Origin of the sequence: Streptomyces sp. NPDC048643 (genome assembly GCF_040650615.1) — a bacterium.
Lineage (GTDB): Bacteria > Actinomycetota > Actinomycetes > Streptomycetales > Streptomycetaceae > Streptomyces.
The window spans coordinates 1-18,525 of the sequence record NZ_JBEZHO010000038.1; the positions used below are offsets into that span (position 1 = coordinate 1).

Below are 18,525 nucleotides of genomic sequence, written 5' to 3' on the forward strand. Positions count from 1 at the left end.
CAGGGAGAGGCCGGGGTGCTGGTGCCGCCGCCGGGCTATCTGCCGGCGGTGCGGGAGCTGACGCGGGAGCGGGGTGTGCTGTTCGTCGCGGACGATCGTGCCACCGGGACGGGCGGCACGACGGGTGCGCGTCACGGGCGGTCGGCGGGTGTCCTCGGGTCCGTCGTGCCGGGCCTGGTGGCCACGACCATCCGGGCCCGCGGGCTGCCGTCCTTCCGGCGGCCGAACTCGGGCAGCGCGTACAACTCCGTCCGGAAGCCGGCCCGCGCCAGCTCGCGCCGCACGTCCGCGAGCCGGAACTCCCTGTAGTACATGACGAACGGGGGACGCAGGACGGCGTTGCGCACCCGCATCACCGAGTCGAAGCCCAGCAGCGCCCAGTACCAGGGCGAGCCGATCGGCGCAGGCGCGGCGATCGGGAACGCGAAGCGTCCGCCGGGGCGCAGCGCGGAGTGGACCCCGGCGAACAGGCCCGGGAGCTCGTCCGGAAGGAAGTGCCCGAACGCGCCGAAGCTCACGACCAGATCGAACGCGGGCCCGAAGGGCAGAGCGCGGGCGTCACCGCGCACCCAGGAGACCGCGGGCGAACCGCCGCCCGGTGCCGCCGCGGGTGGAGTGGCGTCGGGGGCGAGCCGCTGTCGTCCGACCGTGAGCATCCCGGCGCTGATGTCGACGCCGGTCACGCGCTCACGGCACAGCTCCCGCAGGACCTCCATGCCCGCCCCGGTTCCGCAGCACAGGTCGAGTCCCGCGGCGAACGGCCCCAGCGGCTCCAGCGCCCGCCCCACCGCGTCGAGGATCGTGTCGGGCGTGCGGAACGGTGTGTGGTCGAACTTGGGCGCCAGCAGGTCGTAGCCGTGCTCGACGGACGACAGGGCCTGCACGGTCAGTTCGCGGAGGGTGGGACCTTGCGGGGAGAACATCTCGCCGAGCTTAGAGGCACCGGGCACCGGGCGCGGCGTCCATCGGACATGGTCAGCTCCCGAGACGCAGTCCGGCGAGCCAGACGTCCGGGGCGCCGTGATCCGGCCGCCCCGACTCCCGGGCGGCGGCCGACGGGAAGGGGGCGCCTGCCCGGGGGCGGGCCCGCCGTGCGAACAGGGCGCGGAGGCCGTTCCGGCCGTCGGGGCGGGGCGTGGACGGCGGGGTGGTCGCTGGGGTGGTCATCGGGTCCTCCTGGGGTGTCCGGTGGTCGGTGCCGACACCTCCCGGCCGCAGCGCGGAGGTGTCCTCACCCCACCGACGAAGACGCCCTAGGCGGATCGACACTCCGCGAGCCGTTTCTCCAGGAACCGCCGCTCGGCCGCGTTCTCCACGAGGTCGAGCGCCCGCTCGTACGCCGTGACGGCCTCCTTCGTCCGGCCGTCGCGGCGCAGCAGGTCCGCTCGGGTGGCGGGGAGCAGGTGGTACGCGGCCAGGTCGCCCTCCTCCTCCAACTCGGCGACCAGGGCGAGCCCGGCGTCGGCGCCGTCGGCCATGCCCACGGCGACGGCGCGGTTGAGCCGGACGACGGCGGAGGGGACGAAGCGCCGGAGTTCGCCGTAGAGGGCCGCGATGTCGGCCCAGTCGGTGTCGCCGGCCGTCGCGGCGGTGGTGTGACAGGCGGCGATGGCGGCCTGGATCTGGTATGGCCCGGGGCGTCCCCGCCGCAGGACGGCCTCCAGGAGGGCTGCGCCCTCGTCGATCTCGGCCCGGTCCCAGGCGGCGCGGTGCTGGTCCTCCAGGGTGACGAGGTCGCCCGCCGCGTCGACGCGCGTGTCGCGCCGGGCGTCGTGCAGCAGCAACAGGGCGAGCAGGCCGAGGACTTCGGGCTCGTCGGGCATCAGCCGGGCCAGGACGCGGGCGAGCCGGATCGCCTCGGCGCACAGGCCGGCGCGCACCAGGTCGGCGCCGGTGGTGGCGGCGTACCCCTCGTTGAACAGCAGGTACACCACGCCCAGGACGCCGGTGGTGCGCTCGGGCAGCAGATGCGCGGGCGGTACGCGGTACGGGATGCCCGCGTTGCGGATCTTGCGTTTGGCGCGCACCAGCCGCTGGGCCATGGTCGCCTCGGGGACGAGGAAGGCCCGCGCGATCTCGGGCGTGGTCAGCCCGGCCAGGGTGCGCAGGGTGAGCGCCACCCGGGCCTCGATGGACAGCGCGGGGTGACAGCAGGTGAAGATCAGCCGGAGCCGGTCGTCCCGGACTCCGCTCCCGTCCTCGGAATCCGGGTCGCCGGGTCCGTCGTCGCGTGCCAGCACCGCCACCTCCCGCAGTTTCCGCGCGCCGACCGCCTCCCGGCGCAGCACGTCCAGGGCACGGTGGCGCGCTGTCGTGGTCAGCCAGGCACCGGGGCGGCGCGGCACTCCGTCGCGCCGCCACCGGTCGAGGGCCTGGGCGAAGGCGTCCTGAGCGCACTCCTCCGCGAGGTCCCAGTCGCCGGTCACCCGGATGAGGGTGGCGACGACCTGGCCCCATTCCTCGTGGAAGGCGGCGGCGACCGCCTTCTCGACGTCCTCGTTCACTCCCAGACCGGCCGCACCTCCACCGATCCGCCGCCGAGTGCGGCCGGATGGCGGGAGGCGAGGGAGATGGCCTCGTCGAGGTCGGCGACCTCGATGATGTCGATACCCGCGACGTACTCCTTCGACTCGACGAACGGGCCGTCGCTGAGCAGGACTTCGTCGCCCTGGACCCGGACCGTGGTGGCGTCGGCGGCCGGCCGCAGCCGGGCGCCGCCCTTCACGATGTCGCGGGTGCGGACCTCGTCGACGTACGACAGGAAGCGGGGGTCGTCGGCGATCTCCTCGGGGCTGAGCTCCTCGCCGCCGACGGGCGTGCAGATGAACAGGGCGTACTTCATGACCGGACCTCCTCGGCTCCGGGGGCGGCGGTGCCGGCCGGTACCGACCTGTGCTGGTGGACGATCTGCCAGCGGTCGCCCGCCTCCCGGTAGCCCGTGGTGACGCGTTCCGTGGTGTCCAGTGTCCCGCCGTCCGCGAGCTTGGCGCGTGTCCGCACCAGGGCGTGGCCGAAGGCGATGCTCTCGTCGACGCGGAGGCGGTAGTCGGACACCTCGCGCTCGACGGGGCCGGTGATCGTCGAGAACCGGAGTTCCTCGGCCTTGCGGAGGGCGTCGATTCCGCTCTGCTCCTCGCCGCTCACGGGGTGGAAGACGTCGACGTCCGGGGCGTAGCAGGCCATCGCGCGCTCGACGTCGCGCTCGCGGGCGGCCTCGGTCAGCTCCGTCTCGAGTCGGCGGATCGCGGTCTCGGCTTCCTCCTCGTCCCAGAACGCGCGGACCTCCATGGCGCCGACGGACGCGACCGGGTGCTTAGCGGCGGCCGCGACGGCCTCCTCCAGGGTGGCGCAGTCGAGGACGTCGAAACCGGCGATGTACTCCTTGGTCTCGGCGAACGGGCCGTCGGTGCGCAGCACTTCGCCGTCGCGCACGCGGACGGTGACCGCGTCGGCCGGCGGCCGCAGCCGGTGGCCGTGCAGCCGTACCTCGTGCTCGACGCTCAGTTCCTCCACCCAGGGTTCGACGGGCGCCGTGCCCGACCAGTCGGCGGTGTCGTCGCCGCAGACGAGCAGCATGTACTTCATGGTTCCTCCAGGTGCTCAGGGGCTTCCTACACCCCACCGACGAACGGGGTCACGGCGAATCGACAGGGACTGCGGATATTTTTTTGCCCACCCCACCGAAGGGGCGAAGTCGCAGGTCAGGGGCGGACAGCGCCCGGCCGGACCGGAAGGGCCCGGACGCTGTTCCCCACGAAACTGGCGTGCCGGGTGAGGTCCGTCTCGGGCACGGCGAGGTCGAGGTCGGGGAAGCGCGTGAAGAGCCGCCGCAGGGCGACGGTCGCTTCCATCCGGGCGAGCGGGGCGCCGAGGCAGTAGTGGGCGCCGTGCCCGAGGGAGAGGTGGCGGGCGGCGCCGGTGCGGCGGGCGCGGGTGATGTCGAAGCGGTCGGCGTCGGGGCCGTGCGCGGCCCGGTCGCGTCCGGCGGCCGAGTATCCGGCGAGCACCGGGGTGCCCCGGGGGATGACGGTCCCGTCGAGGGTCAGGTCCCGCACGGGGTAGCGGAACGGGAAGTAGCTCACCGGCGCGTCCCAGCGCAGCGTCTCCTCGACGACGTCCGCCCAGTCCGCCTCGCCCCGCAGTACCGACTCGAGCTGGTCCCGGTGCCCGCAGAGCGCCCGCACGGCGTTGGTGATCAGGTTCAGGGTGGTCTCGTGCCCGGCGATGATCATGAGGACCAGGGTGCCGATGAGTTCCTGCTGGCTGAGCCGGTCGCCCTCCTCGTCCCGGGCGGCGATCAGGGCGCTGGTGAGGTCGTCGCCGGGGTTCTCGGCCCGTGCGGCCGCCACCGCGGCGAGCACGGCGACGAGTTCCCGGTTCGCGGTGACGGCCTGCTCGGGGCCGATGTCGGTGGCGACGACCTGGTTGGACAGGTGGTGGAGCCGGTCGAGGTACGCGGCCTCCACTCCGAGGAGTTCACCGATGACGCCCATCGGCAGCGGCAGGGCGAAGTGCCGGCGCAGGTCGGCCACTCCCCCGCCGTCCCGCGCCGCCCCCTCCAGGTCGTCGAGCAGACGATCCGTCAGATCGACGATGCGCGGCCGCAGTTGTTCCACCCGCCGAGTGGTGAAGGCCTTGCTGACCAGGGACCGCAGCCGCCGGTGGTCGTCACCGTCCGCGGTCGTCATTCCCTGCACGGTGGCGAAGGTCAGCAGTGGCCAGCCGGCGGTGACGTGTCCCTCGCGCAGCGCGGTGAAGTGCTCGGCCCCCTTCGCGACGTCGGGGTGGGCGAGGAACTCCCGTAGCGCCTCGTGTCCGAGCACCGCCGCGCCCTGCACCTCACCGGGCAGCAGCACCGTCGCGACGGCGCCCCGCGCGAGCAGCCGCGCGTTGTCGGCGTGCGGACAGCCGCCGGCGGGGTCCAGGCGGTGCGGCGTGAGGGGCGGGTTGTCCACCGGGTTCTCCTTGCTGCGGGCCGAGTTGACGGTCGCACGACACCGTCGGCGTCCTACGACGATCGATTGTGTCCGCTCGGAGCAGCGCGCGCAGCACCTCCGGGAAGGCTTTCGGGCGTGCGGGGAACCCGCGTCCGGCATTCGGCCGGAAAGGGTCAGCTGTCGAGGTCGTCGGCGAAGTGCCGGAAGCCGTGCCGGTCCCGGTGCATGCCCCAGAGGGTCTCCGCGAGCGCGCCCGGGTCCTTCCGGGGGTGTCCGGGGCTGATGGCGCCGGGAATGATCAGCTGTCCGACGTGGATGCCGTCGGGGGCGAGCGTGTCGTGCAGCAGATGGCCGTACGCGCTCTCCGCGGCGAACGCGATCGACGTGCCCGCCCGCTCGGGATGCGGGATCACCGCGCTGCCGCCGTTGACGAACAGGACGGTGCCGCGGCCCAGGGAGCGCATCCCGGGCAGCACCTGCCGTACGGCGGCCACCGGCCCGTAGAGGGAGAACTCGATCGGTCCGACGAGGTCGTCGGGGCGGGTCTCCAGGACCGGCCGCATGAAGTCGGGGTGCGGAATCGGGCTGTACTGCAGCACCTCGATGGGGCCGAGTGCCTCGGGCACGGCGTCCAGAGCCGCCGCGAGCGCCTTCGGATCGCGCACGTCGGCGGCGAAGCCGCGCGCTGTGAGTCCTTCGCCCGCGAGCTCGGCGGCCAGCGCGTCCACCCGCTCCTGGTCGCGCGAGACGAGGGCGATCCCGAAGCCCTCGCGGCCGAACCGCCGGGCGACGGCCGTGCCGAGACCTGGGCCGGCTCCGATGACGGCGATCGTGGTCATGTCCTCACCTCGGGTGATCTGGGCGGATCGAAGGGGCCGGCGGACCGCTCGAAGGCGGCCGGTTCAGCGTAGATGCGCCGCCGCCGAACCGACACCGCACACCGCACACCGGGAGCGGGGATCCGCGGCCGCTGCCCCACTCCGTGCACCCGCCCCACCGAGCCGAGCGCCTACCCGGTCGGTATCCCGACCCGACGACCCAACCAGGCCGACCCGCAAGCGAGTTGGCCACTGCCACTCTCGAACCGTCCACTGCGTGCGCCCTCATCCGCGGAGCCGCCCCGAGGCGACGCGGCACGGTCCAAAGGACGCGCGGGAATAGGTGGGACCATCGGCGCGTTGACCCCGGCGGACGTGAGTCGCCGAGATGCGGGTCACTGTCGGGCCCGCCACACCAGTGGTACGGTAGCCCCAGCACTTGTGTACGCCTCTTCGCTCAGGCGCCGGTGCCGGTTCATTTCTCTCTCTCGCTGACACGCCGTCGATTCCGACCGGTGGACCAGCTTCCCGCACCACCTCCCGCGCACGACCAGGGACGCGTTCCCGTCGTACCCGAGGTGATGCTCCCGCCGCCCCGAGGCGCGCTCCGCGCCCTCCCCTCCGCGGCTTCTCCCCCCTTCCTTCCGCATGTCACATGCATCCCGTCCCCGAGAGGACATCCCATGACCACCACACTCGAACGCCCCCCTGTACAGGAGCAGCCAAGGACCCAGACCGCCACCGGTGTCCTCGACATCGACGGCAACGGGAAGGGGTACCTGCGCTCCGCCGACTGCCTGCCCTCGTCCGCCGACCTCCAGGTCTCCCCCGCGCTCATCCGCCGCCACGGCCTGCGCAAGGGCGACACCGTCGAAGGCGTACGCGGCGGCCCCCGCACCCTCACCGAGATCCAGCGCGTGAACGGGCGCTCGCCCGAAGAGCTGCGCCACCGCCCGCACTTCCGTGACCTCACCCCGCTCCACCCGCGTGACCGGCTGCGCCTCGAACACCCGGCGAGCGGGGCCGCAGGACGCGTCGTCGACCTGTTCGCACCGGTCGGCAAGGGCCAGCGCGGCCTGATCGTCGCCCCGCCCAAGACGGGCAAGACGGTCCTGCTCCAGCAGATCGCCGCCGCCGTCGCCGGCAACCACCCCGAATGCCACCTGATGGTGGTGCTGCTCGACGAGCGGCCCGAGGAGGTCACCGACATGCGGCGTTCCGTACGCGGGGAGGTCTTCGCCTCCACCTTCGACCAGACGCCCCGGCAGCACATCGCGCTCGCCGAACTCGTCGTCGAGCGGGCCAAGCGGCTCGTCGAGGCGGGCCAGGACGTCGTGATCCTGCTCGACTCCCTCACCCGGCTGTGCCGCGCCCACAACAACGCGGCCTCCGCCGGCGGCCGCACCCTCAGCGGCGGTGTCGACGCCGCCGCGCTCCAGGGCCCCAAGCGGCTGTTCGGCGCCGCACGCCTCGCCGAGGAGGGCGGCTCCCTCACCATCCTCGCCACCGCCCTGGTGGAGACCGGCTCCCGGGCCGACGAGTACTTCTTCGAAGAGCTGAAGGGCACCGGCAACATGGAGCTCCGGCTCGACCGGACCCTGGCCTCCCGCCGCGTCTTCCCCGCCGTCGACATCAACCCGTCCGGCACCCGCCGCGAGGAACTGCTCCTTCCCGGCGCCGAGTTGCAGACGGTACGAGGACTGCGCCGCGCCCTGCAGACCCGGGACGGCCAGACCTCCCTGGAGACGCTCCTGGAGCGCCTGCGCGCCACGCCCGACAACGCGGCCTTCCTGCGGCAGGTGCAGCCCACCCTGCGCTCCTGACCTCTCCCGTTGCGGCATCCGGGTGCTCGGCGCCGCCGCTCGGCCCGGGCATCCCGGCGTGTCGCGACTCCGTTCCTACGTTTGCGGTATGACCATCGGATTCTCATTCCGGACTGCCGCCTCTCGTTCCGCGGTCTCCCGCGTCGCCGCCCGCTGCTCAGCCCTCTGCGTGGCCGGCGCGCTGGCCGTCACGCCGGGCCAGGCAGCCGCCCTGTCCGGTACGGACCCGGGGACGCCGCGGCCCACGGTCGCCCCGCCCTCGTCGCTGTACCAGGAGGGGACCCAGGCACGGCTCCGGGCCGGGGCACCCGGCGTTCCCGAGGACATCTCCGCGCTGTCCTGGCTGGTCGCCGACGCCCGTACGGGGGACGTGCTCGCGGCCCACGACGCCCACCGGCAGCTGCCGCCCGCGAGCACGCTCAAGACCCTCTTCGCGCTCACCGTCCTTCCGGCCCTGCCCGGAGGAATCCGGCACACCGTCACCGAGCGCGAGCTGGAGGGCATCGGCCCGGGCAGCAGCATGGTCGGCGTCGCCGAGGGAAACACCTACCGCGTCGCGGACCTGTGGCGCGGCGTCTTCCTCAACTCCGGAAACGACGCCGTGCACGTCCTCGCCTCGATGAACGGCGGCTGGACGAGCACGGCCACCCAGATGCAGGCCAAGGCCCGCGCCCTCGGCGCCCGCGACACCCACGTCGTGTCGCCCGACGGCTACGACACCCCGGGCCAGGTCTCGTCGGCGTACGACCTGGCGGTCTTCGGCCGCGCCGGGCTGCGCAACGCCGACTTCGCCCGGTACTGCGCCACGGTCGACTCCATGTTCCCCGGCAACGGCTCCCCGTACGGGATCCAGAACACCAACCGGCTGCTGACCGGCGCCGACGGCGTGGCGCGGTACCCGGGGATGATCGGCATCAAGAACGGCTACACGACCAACGCGGGCAACACCCTCGTCGCCGCCGCGCGGCACGGCGGGCGCACCCTCGTGGTCACCGTGATGAACCCTCAGGCCGGCGGCGGCTTCACCGTGTACGAGGAGGCCCGCTCGCTGCTCGACTGGGGCTTCGCGGCGGTGGGCCACGTCGATCCCGTGGGCACGCTGCTCGACACCCGGTCCGTGCCGGCGGCCGGCCCCGCCGCGCGTCCCGTGGCCGCCGCGCTCCCGGACGACGAGGGGCTCGGGTGGCCGGGGGCCGCGGGCATCGCCGGCGCCGCCGTGCTGGGCGCGGTGAGCGTCGCTCTCGCCCTGCGGCTCAAGGCGGCCCGAGGTCCGCGCGCCTGATCTGTGCCGTGCCGTTCGGATCGGGCGGGCCGGAGGACGCCGGGTCCGGAGCCTCGCGCCGTCGTCGCGTCACCCGAGTACGTCCCCTGCGCGGGTGACGCAGCGCCAGGCGGCCCGCCCCCACGCCCCTAAGGGTGGGGGAAGCGGCTCCGGCACCGGTCACCGCCGCCCGGTCCGGGCCGGTCCGGACGGCCTCGCCCAGCGGTAGCCACAGCAGCAGCCCGAGTGTGATCCACGTATAGGTGTTGCCGCCGAGGAAGCCGTCGAGCCCGGACGCGTCGTCGAACCAGAGCCAGACCACGCTGCTGCAGAGCACCGCGTACAGCGCCGCCGCGATCCGGAGCCTGCGATGGCGCAGCAGCACGGCGAAGGACGGCAGCAGCCACACGAGGTGGTGCACCCACGTGATCGGGCTGACCAGGCAGGCGGCGAGGCCGGTGAGGGCGAACGCCGCGGGCCAGTCCTCGGCCGTGAGAGCGCGCGAGGTCCGCCATGCCCAGACGCACAGGACCAGCAGGACGGCCGTCGCCCAGAGGGCCCGGCTCGGTTCCCCCGGCGCGGCGAGCCGCGCCAGCACGCCCTGCACCGACTGGTTGGAGACATAGGCGAGCCGGCCGACCCTGGCCGTGTCCCACAGGGCGTCGGTCCAGTAGAAGCGCGAGGCGTCCGGTGCCACCCAGGCGGCCAGCGCGGTGGCCGCCGCGGCGACGGCCGTGGCGACCCCGGCGGCACGCCATCGGCGGCCGAGCAGCAGCAGCGCGATGAACAGCGCGGGGGTGAGCTTGACCGCCGCGGCGAGGCCGATGCCGACACCCGCCCAGCGACCGCGCCCACGGGACAGCAGCCGTGCGTCGACGAGCACGAGGGCCAGCAGCACCAGGTTGACCTGCCCGAAGCTGAACGTGTCGCGGAGCGGCTCGAACAGGGGCAGCAGACAGGCCGTCAGGGCGAGACCGAACCAGCCGTGGCGGCGCAGCGCGGGCCCCACCAGGAATCCCACCACGACCGCCAGGGCCGCCAGGTTGAGCAACATTCCGAGGGCGATCGCGGTGCGCAGTCCGACGAGCGCCAGGGGCAGCATGCCGAGGGCCGCGAACGGCGGATAGGTGAACCCGTACGTCGTACCCGGCACCCGGTAGTCGTAGATCCGGCCGCCGTGGTGGACCCAGGCGTCGACCGTGCCGTAGTAGACGCGCAGGTCGAACCAGTCGCGCAGCAGCGGCACGGTGGCCGTGAAGACGCCGACCGCGGTCGCCAGGAGGAGGACGAGGGCGAGCCGTCCGCGGTCGGTGCTCAGCGGCGCCGTCCCGCCGTCCGGACCCCGCACGTCACCGCTGGGCCCGCGCGTCCCGTACCTCCCTCTCCCCCGGCTTCGGACCGTTCCGCCGCGCGGGGTCCTCGTCGTGCCGTCCGCCGTCATGCCGTCCGCTCCCGTACCGGTGACTGTGGCCGGGCCGCCTGGTGGGCCTGCCAGAGGACGACGAGGGCGAGCACGCCCCCGGAGACGGCGAGGATCACCTGTTCCCCGTCCGCGGGGGCGCCGCTCGGCAGCACCGTGAGGGCGAGGACCGCGCTGGCGGCGGCGACCCGGGTGCGCACCGAACCGGTGGGGGCCGCCGCGGCGATGAGGAACAGGCCCCACAGCGCGTACCAGGGCCGGACGGCCGGTCCGAACACCGCGACGGCGGCCAGGCTGAGACCCAGCGCGTAGACGGGGCCGGGCCGCAGTCGCAGCCATATGAACAGCAGCAGGGCCGCGGTGACCACGAGCCCGGCGGCGTGCCAGGCGGGCAGGGCGAACGGCGCGAGCCCGCTGCCCAGTTCCTCGAGCACGGCACCGGTGACGCGTCCCAGAAGACTGGTGGGCGACCAGTTGTGCGGTGAGACCGGGGTCTTCAGGGCCGCGATCCAGCCGTATCCGGTCCCCGCGACCGCCGTCGCCACCACGGTCGTGGCGACGGCAGCCGTCGTGGTGGTCACCGTGTGCCGCAGCACGGCCCGCGGTCCTCGCCCGCGCGAGCGCAGCGCGACGACCGCGACCAGGCCGAGCGCCGCGGGCGCCTTGACCAGGGCGGCGAGCGTGATGAGGACGACGCCGAGGACGGGCCACCGGCCGCGCGCGGCCACCAGGCCGACGCCGAGGAGGCCGAGCATGATGGCGTCGTTGTGCGCGCCGGCCACCAGGTGCAGCAGGACGAGCGGGTTGAGGGCGCCCAGCCACAGCGCGGCGGCCGGATCGGCGCCGCTGTGCCGGGCGAGCCGGGGCAGCGCCGCAGCCATCAGGGCGACGCCGAGCAGCGCGATCAGGCGCATGCCGATCAGTCCCGCCGGCAGTTGACCGCGGGTCAGGGCCGACAGGACGGAGGCGAGAACGAGGAAGACCGGTCCGTAGGGCGTCGCCGTCTGCTGCCAGACGGGCGCCACCTCGTCGGCGAGCGGGCCGCCGAGCTGCGCGGGCCCGTACGCGTACACGTCGATGTGGGCGTCGACCATCGCGCCCTGGGCGATATAGCTGTAGACGTCCCGGCTGAACAGGGGTGGCGCGAGCAGCAGCGGCGCCGCCCAGACGGCGAGGACGAGCAACAGGGAGCGCGGGGTGGGCGGTTCGGGCCCGCGGACGACGCTGCCGAGCAGCACCCAGGCGGCTATCAGCAGGACGACGCCGAAGTACACGCCGACGAGGCCCAGTACGGCCTGCCCCGAGCCGGGGGCGAGGAGGTCCTGGGCGGGCAGCGCCCCGGCGGTCTCGCCGCCCAGCGCGAGGAAGGCGGTACCGGCCAGGCCGAGGGCCTGACAGCGGCGGAGATCGACGGGGAGAGCCATGGCCAGCACTCGGTCAGCGTGTCAACGCCGAGTGGCCGCGAGGCGACGCGGCGCTCTCGTGACGGGGTCGGACGCGTGACCTCCCTGTGCCCGCGCTCGGGGCCGGGACCGGAGCCGGGCCGGCGCCTAGAACACCGACACTCCGGTGAGGGTCGTGAAGCGGTCCAGGGCCGCCACGCCCGCGACCGAGTTGCCGCGTTCGTCGAGTCCCGGGCTCCAGACGCAGAGCGTGCAGCGGCCCGGCACCACGGCGATGATCCCGCCGCCCACCCCGCTCTTGCCGGGCAGCCCCACCCGGTACGCGAAGTCGCCCGCCGCGTCGTACGTCCCGCAGGTCAGCATGATCGCATTGATCTGCTTGGACTGGCTCTGGGTCAGCAGCCGGCCGCCGTCGGCGCGGATGCCGTGCCGGGCGAGGAAACCGGTGGCGAGGGCGAGGTCGGCGCAGGACGCGGCGATCGAGCACTGCAGGAAGTACTGCTCCAGAAGGACCGGGACCGGGTTGTCGATGTTGCCGTACGACGCCATGAAGTGGCCGAGTGCCGCGTTGCGGTCGCCGTTCGCGGCCTCGGAGGCGGCGATGTCCTGGTCGAAGGCGAGATCGGGGTTGCCGCTCTCGGCGCGCAGGAACTCCAGCAGGGCGCCGGCCGCGTCGCCGGTCCGGGTCTGCAGCCGGTCGGTGACGACGAGGGCGCCGGCGTTGATGAAGGGGTTGCGCGGGATGCCGTTCTCGTACTCCAGCTGGACCAGGGAGTTGAAGGGGTTGCCGGACGGCTCGCGGCCGACATGGTCCCACAGTGCGTCGCCCTCGCGCGCCAGGTCGAGGGCGAGGGTGAAGACCTTGGTGATGGACTGCGTGGAGAACGGCTCGCGCCAGTCCCCCACGCCGTACACCGTGCCGTCGAGCTCGGCGACGGCCATGCCGAAGCGGCGCGGGTCGCAGGCGGCCAGCGCCGGGATGTAGTCGGCCGGCCGGCCGCGTCCGGGCGTCTGGGCGACTTCGGTGGCGATCCGCTCCAGGACCGGTTGGAACGTGAGCGACGACGGATACGACGATTCCCCAAGCATGATCACCATTGTGCGGCCCTCCCGGTCGCGCGGCTCGTCCCCGGACGCGACGCTACGCCGGGCAGGGGCGGGCAGAGGCGGGACGCCCCGCCCGCCTCCTCAGGCGTGGACCGCCGCGCCGAGCGGGTCGAGGGCCCGGACGGGTCGGATGTGCCCGACCACCGCGCCACCGCCGAGGAGCGGCGCGCCGGCGAAGGCGGTCAGGGCCGCCGGGTCGACCCCGGCCCGGGCGAGCGCCGCGGCGGCCACCGGCACGCGTGCCCGGTCCGCGCCGTCGGCGATCTTCACGGCGACGGCGCGGCCGTCCGGCAGCGCAGCGACCTGCACTCCCTCGAAGCCGTCCTTGGCGACGAGCCCCGGGACGGCCCGCATGAGGGCCGCCACGTCGCGGCCCTCTCCCGAGACCATCTCGGCGTGCTCGCGCATCGCGCGGGCCACCCGTGCCTCGGGGGTGCCCGGCGCGGCTCCCGCGATCCGGACGACGGCGCGGGCGAGGCCGTGCAGCGAGACGGAGAACAGCGGCGCGCCGCAGCCGTCGACGGTGACCTGGGCGACGGCCTGACCGGTGAGGTCCTCGACGGTCGCGGCGACGGCCCGCTGGAGCGGGTGCTCCGGGTCGAGGTAGTCGTCGAGCGTCCAGTCGTTGAGGCGCGCGGTGCAGAGCATGGCCGCGTGCTTGCCGGAGCAGTTCTGCGCGAGCCGGGAGGCGGGCCGGCCGTCGCGGGTCCAGGTGTCCCGGACGGCGGGGCCGTAGGGCAGGTCGGGAGTGTTGCGCAGGTGCTCCTCGGAGAGTCCGGCCCGCTCCAGGATGCGGCGGGCTCCGGCGAGGTGCCGCTCCTCCCCGGAGTGGCTCGCGGCGGCGAGGGCGAGCAGTTCGCCGTCGAGCGGGAGCCCGGCGCGCAGCATCGCGACGGCCTGTACGGGCTTGAGCGCGGAGCGCGGGTAGAAGGCGGCCTCGATGTCGCCGAGCTGGAACTCCACACCGCCGTCGGCGGCCAGGACGACGACCGAGCCGTAGTGGATGCCCTCGATGACACCGCCGCGGACGAGCTGGGCGACGGGCGCGTGCAGGGGTTCGCGGATGACGGGCGCCGCCGCGGAGAGCGGGCCGCCGTAGGCCAGGGTCTGGTTCACGCCTGGGCCCCGTTCCGTATGCGCGTGCGCGGGGTGCGCGCCGGGCCGTCCTGGCCTCGGGTGTGCTCGCTCATGACTCGGGGCGGCCTTTCGTGGGGGTGTCCGCGCGCTCGGGGCGCACGATGGAGGCGAGGGTGGTCTCCACGCGGTCCAGGTGGTGGGCCATCGCGTCGACGGCGTCGTGTTCGCTGCCGTCGGCGAGCGCTTCGAGGATCGCCCGGTGTTCGCGGTCGGACTGTTCGCGCCGGCCGCCCAGTTCGTCCAGGAAGGCCGACTGCCGTGCGAGGGCGTCCCGGATCTCCTCGATGACGCGTCGGAAGACCGGGTTCTGAGAGGCCTCGGCGACGGTGATGTGGAAGACGGTGTCCATGGCGACCCAGGCCGTGGTGTCGGTCTCCCGCTCCATCCGGTCCAGCAGTCGCGTGAGGCGGTCGAGGTCCTCCGGGGTGCGGCGCAGGGCCGCGTAGCCGGCGACGGGGAGTTCGACGTGGCGGCGCACCTCCAGCAGGTCGCCCGCCGTGTAGTCGCCGAAGGTGGGGTCCTGGACCGTGGCGGCGACGACGAAGGTGCCCTTGCCCGTACGGGACACGGTCAGGCCCATCGCCTGGAGGGCCCGCAGCGCCTCGCGGAGCACCGGACGGCTCACTTCGAGACGGCGGCACAGCTCCGCCTCGGAGGGGAGCTTGTCGCCGACGGCGTGGTCGCCGCGCTCGATGGCGTCGCGGAGGTGGGTGAGCACCGCTTCCATCGCGCTGACGCGCCGCGGCACCGGACCACCTGTCTGGCTGTCTGACAGGTTCACGCAGGCGATCCTCCGGATGGGTGAGGCACATGTCAAACCGGGCACGGTACGCACCAGGGGGCGCGAAGCCCGGTTCTCGGCCTCGCGCCCCCTGGGAGCGGCCTGCGTGTCCTGGGACGGGCGCTTCGTGCGGGCGCCCCGGGTGGTCTCAGCTGTCGAGGACTCCGGCGCCCAGCAGTCCGAGGAGCGCCACGCCGATGACGATCCGGTAGATCACGAAGGCGTTGAAGGAGTGCTTGGCGACGAACTTCAGCAGCCAGGCGATCGAGCCGTAGGCGACCACGAACGACACGACGGTGCCGGCGACGAGCGGGGCGGCGCCCACGCCGGTGCCGAGGGCGTCCTTCAGCTCGTAGAGGCCGGCGCCGGTGAGGGCCGGGATGCCGAGGAAGAAGGAGAGCCGGGTGGCGGCCACGCGGTCCAGGTCGAGGATGAGCGCCGTCGACATGGTGGCGCCGGAACGCGAGAAGCCGGGGAAGAGCAGGGCGAGGATCTGCGAGCTGCCGACCAGCATGGCGTCCTTGAACGAGGTGTCGTCCTCACCGCGCTTGTGCCGGCCCATCTGGTCCGCGGCCCACATCACACCGCTTCCGGCGATCAGCGATCCCGCGACCACCCACAGCGAGGCGAGCGGGCCCTCGATCAGCGGCTTGGCCGCGAGACCCACGATCACGATCGGGATCGTCGCGTAGATCACCCACCAGGCGAACTTGTAGTCGTGGCTGGTCCGCTGCTCCTTGTCGCGCAGCCCGCGGCCCCAGGCGGAGACGATCCGCACGATGTCCTTGAAGAAGTACACGAGCACGGCCGCGATCGCGCCGACCTGGATGACCGCGGAGAAGCCGACGACGGCGTCGTCGTCGACGGGGATCCCCATCAGGCCCTCGGTGATCTTGAGGTGGCCGGTCGAGGAGACGGGGAGGAATTCGGTCACCCCCTCGACGACTCCGAGGACGACGGCCTGACCGACGTTGATGACGCTCATGGGATCCAGTTCTGAGGAGATGGACGACAGTGCTGTAGACAGTGCAGGAGACAGTGTTGCCTACGCACGGCGCAGCACGGTACCTACGTCCACACGGCATGCGCGAACGCGACCCCGGCGAACGCGGCGCCGAGGCCCGCCGTCACGCTGACGATCACGTTGGCGGCAGCGTAGAACGCCGCCCCGGTCTCGGTCAGCCTCAGCGTCTCGTAGGAGAACGTCGAGTACGTGGTCAGGGCCCCGCACAGGCCCGTGCCGACCAGGAGTTGCAGATGGTCCGAGGCGTGTCCGGCCGAGGCGGCGCCGGTCAGCAGGCCGAGCACCAGGCAGCCCGTCACGTTCACGACGAGGGTGCCCCAGGGGAACAGCGTGTCGTGTCTCACCTGCACCGCCCGGTCGGTCAGATAGCGCAGGGGTGCGCCGACCGCGGCGCCGAGGACCACCAGCAGCCAGTTCACAACCAGTTCTCACCTTCGTCAGCCGCGCCGCCACCGGTTTCCGGGCGTTCCTCCCCGGGTGTGCCGCCCCGTCCCGCGTACCGGATGACCTCGCAGTCGTCGAGGATCACGAGTCCCTCGGTGACGAGTTCGTCGAGCTGGGGCAGGAAGGCCCGGACGCGTTCCTCGGTGTCCACGACGATCACGGCGACCGGCAGGTCCTCGCTCATCGACAGCAGTCGCGAGGTGTGGATCAGCGAGGAGGCGCCGAAGCCCTCGATGCCCCGGAAGACGCTGGCGCCCGCGAGGCCGGCGGCGTGGGCGCGGTGCACGATCTCCGCGTAGAGCGGTTTGCGGTGCCAGGTGTCGTTCTCGCCGATGAAGATCGTCACCCGCAGGGCGCTGCCCGTCAGCCTCGTCATCGCTGCCTCCATGCCAGGGCGCGCCGGGTCGCCGTCACGGCCAGCCACACCGCCGTGAGCGCGGCGACCAGGGTCGCGGCGAGATAGCCCAGCCCCACGCCGGGACGGCCGTCGTCGACCAGTTTCTGGATGTCGACGGCATAGGTCGAGAAGGTGGTGAAGCCGCCGAGCACGCCGGTGCCGAAGAAGGGGCGGACGAGGCGGTGCGCCGCCCACACGTCGGTGATCAGCACCATGAAGACGCCGATCACCGCGCAGCCGACGACGTTGACCGTGAAGGTGGTCCAGGGGAAGGCCCCGGCGGACGCGGGCCACAGTTCGCCCGCGCCGTAGCGGGCGGTGGCGCCGATGGCGCCGCCGAGGGCGACCATCGCGACGACGGGGCCCTGGCCGTGCCAGGGCGAGGCCCTGCGCGCGGGTGCCGGTGCCGGGGTGCCGGACTCGTCGACGCGGTCGGGGTGCGGGACCGTCATGCTCCTCGTGCTCCTACTCGCCGGGCCGGTGCGGGCGCACGGCATCGCAAGCAGGGACCGTTGGCGGCTCGAATGCCGCGGTTCGGGTACGGCGGGCCCCACCGCCGCGCCGCGACACAAGATCGCGGCCGGTGAAAAGCCTACCGCCGAGCGCGGGGGCGGCGCATGCTCGCCCCGCCCCCGGCGGGCGGTGCGAGCGGCTCCGGTACGACCGGTTCGCGCTCGCCGCGCGGTCCGTCCGGGCTTCAGCCCGCGATGCCGGGCAGGTCGCAGACCGCGAGGCCGCTCTCCCAGATGCTGCCGAGGATCAGCCGGCCGTCGGACTCGCAGGCGCTGGTCACCATGCGGAACCGGGAGCGGCGGCCCTCCAGGTGGTGCAGGACACGGCCCTCGTCGTCGACGGCGAGGACGCCGGTCGTACGGGGCGGGCGGAACGGGGCGCGGACGGCGATCCGGGCGGCGGTGTGCCGCACGGCGGGACCCCGCCGGTGCAGGAGTTCCAGGGCGCCGACGCGAGGACCGGCGAGCGCGACCCAGATCGGCCCACCAGGAGCGCGCCAGAGGTTGTCCGGCTGGCCGGGCAGGTCGTCGAGGAAGGTCTCGCCGCGGCCCCGCTTCGGCCCGGTGAGCCAGTAGCGGGTGAGGCGGCACGCGCCGGTCTCCGCGACGACGACGAAGGACTCGTCACCGGCGACGGCCAGGCCGTTGGCGAACTGCAGTCCGTCCAGCAGCACTTCGGGTTCGGTCTCCCCCGGCGCGAGGCGCAGCAGGCGGCCGGTTCCGGTGTGCTCGACAAGGTCGCCGATCCAGTGCGCGAGGGGGTAGCTCCGGCTGGAGACGGTGAAACAGACGGTGCCGTCGGCGAGGGCGACCACGTTGCTGCAGAAGCGCAACGGCTTGCCCGCGACGGTGTCGGCGAGGACGCGGACCACCCCGTCGTCGAGCCCGATCCGCAGGAGTCCTCGTTCGGCGTCGCACACCAACAGGGCATTGTCCGGGAGGAGTTCGAGGCCCAGCGGTCTCCCGCCGGTCTCGGCGAGGACGCGCACTCCGGTGCGGTCGGCGTCCCCGGGCCGCTCCACCCGGACGATGCGGCCGTCCTCCAGGCCGGTCAGCACCCCGCCGTGGTGGTCGGCCACCACGTCCTCGGGGCCGCGTCCGCCGAGCGGCACGAGACGCCGGGGCGCGAGGGCGGTGGGGCGTGCGGCGGCGGACGTCCGGTCCACGCGGCTACCAGCCTTTCTCGAAGAAGTGGCTGACCTCGGCGATGCGGTACTCGTCGCGGCGGTAGTAGGTCCGCCGTCTGACCTTCTTGGCACGCAGCAGGCCGACCCCGGTGAGGAGGTCGAGGTGGGTGCGCGCCACGGCCCGGCTCACGCCCAGCTTGTGGGCGAGGGACTCGGGGCTCACGCCGTCTTCGACGAGGTCGCCGTGCCGTTGTCGCGGGAAGTGCTCCGCGGGGTCGCGCAGCCACTCCAGAATGTCCAGCCGATGCCCGTTGTCGGGAACCTTCAGCATCTC

General features: G+C 73.5%; 20 protein-coding genes and 1 pseudogene. 3 read left to right on the plus strand and 18 right to left on the minus strand.

Features of this window, described 5'->3' with window-relative positions:
• Window positions 1–171, plus strand: a pseudogene (locus AB0C62_RS29770) (aminotransferase class III-fold pyridoxal phosphate-dependent enzyme); the annotation flags it as partial.
• Here the strand turns inward: AB0C62_RS29770 and AB0C62_RS29775 are convergent.
• From AB0C62_RS29775 to AB0C62_RS29805, 7 genes are all read right to left on the minus strand, one after another.
• The gene (locus AB0C62_RS29775) at window positions 132–923 is read right to left on the minus strand and encodes a class I SAM-dependent methyltransferase (RefSeq protein ID WP_362978331.1); all 792 of its coding nucleotides are present in this window, start codon (window positions 921–923) and stop codon (window positions 132–134) included. The pseudogene AB0C62_RS29770 and the gene AB0C62_RS29775 overlap by 40 nt on opposite strands.
• A 52-nt stretch (window positions 924–975) precedes the next feature.
• Window positions 976–1,167, minus strand: coding sequence for a hypothetical protein (locus AB0C62_RS29780; protein WP_362978333.1), 192 nt, complete (start codon window positions 1,165–1,167; stop codon window positions 976–978).
• Between the two features lie 86 nt (window positions 1,168–1,253).
• Entirely contained in the window at window positions 1,254–2,504 is a 1,251-nt protein-coding gene (locus AB0C62_RS29785) for an RNA polymerase sigma factor (RefSeq protein WP_362978335.1), read from the minus strand.
• A complete protein-coding gene (locus AB0C62_RS29790) occupies window positions 2,501–2,842 on the minus strand; it encodes a YciI family protein (protein WP_362978337.1) in 342 nt (113 codons plus the stop codon). The genes AB0C62_RS29785 and AB0C62_RS29790 overlap by 4 nt, the downstream gene beginning before the upstream one ends.
• Window positions 2,839–3,585 (minus strand): nuclear transport factor 2 family protein, encoded by a 747-nt coding sequence (locus tag AB0C62_RS29795; RefSeq protein WP_362978339.1) that lies wholly within the window; start codon window positions 3,583–3,585, stop codon window positions 2,839–2,841. The genes AB0C62_RS29790 and AB0C62_RS29795 overlap by 4 nt, the downstream gene beginning before the upstream one ends.
• A 116-nt stretch (window positions 3,586–3,701) precedes the next feature.
• Window positions 3,702–4,955 carry a cytochrome P450 gene (locus AB0C62_RS29800; RefSeq protein ID WP_362978341.1) on the minus strand — a complete coding sequence of 418 codons (1,254 nt, stop codon included), beginning with the start codon at window positions 4,953–4,955 and terminating at the stop codon, window positions 3,702–3,704.
• A 155-nt stretch (window positions 4,956–5,110) separates the two neighbouring features.
• Complete coding sequence (locus AB0C62_RS29805; RefSeq protein ID WP_362978343.1) at window positions 5,111–5,776, minus strand: SDR family NAD(P)-dependent oxidoreductase; 666 nt, start codon at window positions 5,774–5,776, stop codon at window positions 5,111–5,113.
• A 662-nt stretch (window positions 5,777–6,438) separates the two neighbouring features.
• Here AB0C62_RS29805 and rho point away from each other — a divergent pair.
• Both rho and AB0C62_RS29815 read left to right on the plus strand, forming a co-directional pair.
• Window positions 6,439–7,578: a transcription termination factor Rho gene (gene rho / locus AB0C62_RS29810; protein ID WP_362978345.1), complete on the plus strand. Its 1,140-nt coding sequence runs from the start codon at window positions 6,439–6,441 to the stop codon at window positions 7,576–7,578.
• 88 nt (window positions 7,579–7,666) lie between these two features.
• On the plus strand, window positions 7,667–8,860 hold the full coding sequence (locus AB0C62_RS29815) for a serine hydrolase (protein ID WP_362978347.1): 1,194 nt from the start codon (window positions 7,667–7,669) through the stop codon (window positions 8,858–8,860).
• On the opposite strand, the gene AB0C62_RS29820 is transcribed toward AB0C62_RS29815, so the two are convergent.
• From AB0C62_RS29820 to AB0C62_RS29870, 11 genes are all read right to left on the minus strand, one after another.
• Window positions 8,832–10,187: a glycosyltransferase 87 family protein gene (locus AB0C62_RS29820; protein ID WP_362978349.1), complete on the minus strand. Its 1,356-nt coding sequence runs from the start codon at window positions 10,185–10,187 to the stop codon at window positions 8,832–8,834. The two genes, AB0C62_RS29815 and AB0C62_RS29820, sit on opposite strands and share 29 nt — an antisense overlap.
• An 89-nt stretch (window positions 10,188–10,276) precedes the next feature.
• Entirely contained in the window at window positions 10,277–11,683 is a 1,407-nt protein-coding gene (mptB, locus tag AB0C62_RS29825) for a polyprenol phosphomannose-dependent alpha 1,6 mannosyltransferase MptB (protein WP_362978351.1), read from the minus strand.
• A gap of 126 nt (window positions 11,684–11,809) precedes the next feature.
• Window positions 11,810–12,760 carry a glutaminase gene (locus tag AB0C62_RS29830; protein ID WP_362978353.1) on the minus strand — a complete coding sequence of 317 codons (951 nt, stop codon included), beginning with the start codon at window positions 12,758–12,760 and terminating at the stop codon, window positions 11,810–11,812.
• Window positions 12,761–12,850: 90 nt separating this feature from the next.
• A complete protein-coding gene (locus AB0C62_RS29835) occupies window positions 12,851–13,885 on the minus strand; it encodes an asparaginase (protein WP_362978355.1) in 1,035 nt (344 codons plus the stop codon).
• Window positions 13,886–13,955: 70 nt separating this feature from the next.
• Window positions 13,956–14,687 carry a FadR/GntR family transcriptional regulator gene (locus tag AB0C62_RS29840; RefSeq protein ID WP_362978357.1) on the minus strand — a complete coding sequence of 244 codons (732 nt, stop codon included), beginning with the start codon at window positions 14,685–14,687 and terminating at the stop codon, window positions 13,956–13,958.
• A 148-nt stretch (window positions 14,688–14,835) separates the two neighbouring features.
• Window positions 14,836–15,672 carry an undecaprenyl-diphosphate phosphatase gene (locus AB0C62_RS29845; RefSeq protein WP_081222877.1) on the minus strand — a complete coding sequence of 279 codons (837 nt, stop codon included), beginning with the start codon at window positions 15,670–15,672 and terminating at the stop codon, window positions 14,836–14,838.
• An 83-nt stretch (window positions 15,673–15,755) separates the two neighbouring features.
• Window positions 15,756–16,130, minus strand: coding sequence for a fluoride efflux transporter CrcB (gene crcB, locus AB0C62_RS29850; RefSeq protein ID WP_362978359.1), 375 nt, complete (start codon window positions 16,128–16,130; stop codon window positions 15,756–15,758).
• The gene (locus tag AB0C62_RS29855) at window positions 16,127–16,531 is read right to left on the minus strand and encodes a DUF190 domain-containing protein (protein WP_362978360.1); all 405 of its coding nucleotides are present in this window, start codon (window positions 16,529–16,531) and stop codon (window positions 16,127–16,129) included. The genes crcB (AB0C62_RS29850) and AB0C62_RS29855 overlap by 4 nt, the downstream gene beginning before the upstream one ends.
• Window positions 16,528–17,004 carry a fluoride efflux transporter CrcB gene (gene crcB, locus AB0C62_RS29860; protein WP_362978362.1) on the minus strand — a complete coding sequence of 159 codons (477 nt, stop codon included), beginning with the start codon at window positions 17,002–17,004 and terminating at the stop codon, window positions 16,528–16,530. Before crcB (AB0C62_RS29860) ends, AB0C62_RS29855 begins: the two co-directional genes overlap by 4 nt.
• A gap of 245 nt (window positions 17,005–17,249) precedes the next feature.
• Complete coding sequence (locus AB0C62_RS29865) at window positions 17,250–18,230, minus strand: SMP-30/gluconolactonase/LRE family protein (protein WP_362978364.1); 981 nt, start codon at window positions 18,228–18,230, stop codon at window positions 17,250–17,252.
• Window positions 18,231–18,234: 4 nt separating this feature from the next.
• Entirely contained in the window at window positions 18,235–18,522 is a 288-nt protein-coding gene (locus tag AB0C62_RS29870; protein ID WP_081222882.1) for a winged helix-turn-helix domain-containing protein, read from the minus strand.
• Window positions 18,523–18,525 lie beyond the last annotated feature (3 nt).

What these genes read in the sequence shown, in the direction of transcription:
- AB0C62_RS29775 (WP_362978331.1), bottom strand. Translation starts at nt 923, where the DNA reads ATGTTCTCCCCGCAAGGTCCCACCCTCCGCGAACTGACCGTGCAGGCC.
- AB0C62_RS29780 (WP_362978333.1), bottom strand. Translation starts at nt 1,167, where the DNA reads ATGACCACCCCAGCGACCACCCCGCCGTCCACGCCCCGCCCCGACGGC.
- AB0C62_RS29790 (WP_362978337.1), bottom strand. Translation starts at nt 2,842, where the DNA reads ATGAAGTACGCCCTGTTCATCTGCACGCCCGTCGGCGGCGAGGAGCTC.
- AB0C62_RS29795 (WP_362978339.1), bottom strand. Translation starts at nt 3,585, where the DNA reads ATGAAGTACATGCTGCTCGTCTGCGGCGACGACACCGCCGACTGGTCG.
- AB0C62_RS29805 (WP_362978343.1), bottom strand. Translation starts at nt 5,776, where the DNA reads ATGACCACGATCGCCGTCATCGGAGCCGGCCCAGGTCTCGGCACGGCC.
- rho (WP_362978345.1), top strand. Translation starts at nt 6,439, where the DNA reads ATGACCACCACACTCGAACGCCCCCCTGTACAGGAGCAGCCAAGGACC.
- AB0C62_RS29815 (WP_362978347.1), top strand. Translation starts at nt 7,667, where the DNA reads ATGACCATCGGATTCTCATTCCGGACTGCCGCCTCTCGTTCCGCGGTC.
- mptB (WP_362978351.1), bottom strand. Translation starts at nt 11,683, where the DNA reads ATGGCTCTCCCCGTCGATCTCCGCCGCTGTCAGGCCCTCGGCCTGGCC.
- AB0C62_RS29830 (WP_362978353.1), bottom strand. Translation starts at nt 12,760, where the DNA reads ATGGTGATCATGCTTGGGGAATCGTCGTATCCGTCGTCGCTCACGTTC.
- AB0C62_RS29845 (WP_081222877.1), bottom strand. Translation starts at nt 15,672, where the DNA reads ATGAGCGTCATCAACGTCGGTCAGGCCGTCGTCCTCGGAGTCGTCGAG.
- AB0C62_RS29855 (WP_362978360.1), bottom strand. Translation starts at nt 16,531, where the DNA reads ATGACGAGGCTGACGGGCAGCGCCCTGCGGGTGACGATCTTCATCGGC.
- crcB (WP_362978362.1), bottom strand. Translation starts at nt 17,004, where the DNA reads ATGACGGTCCCGCACCCCGACCGCGTCGACGAGTCCGGCACCCCGGCA.
- AB0C62_RS29870 (WP_081222882.1), bottom strand. Translation starts at nt 18,522, where the DNA reads ATGCTGAAGGTTCCCGACAACGGGCATCGGCTGGACATTCTGGAGTGG.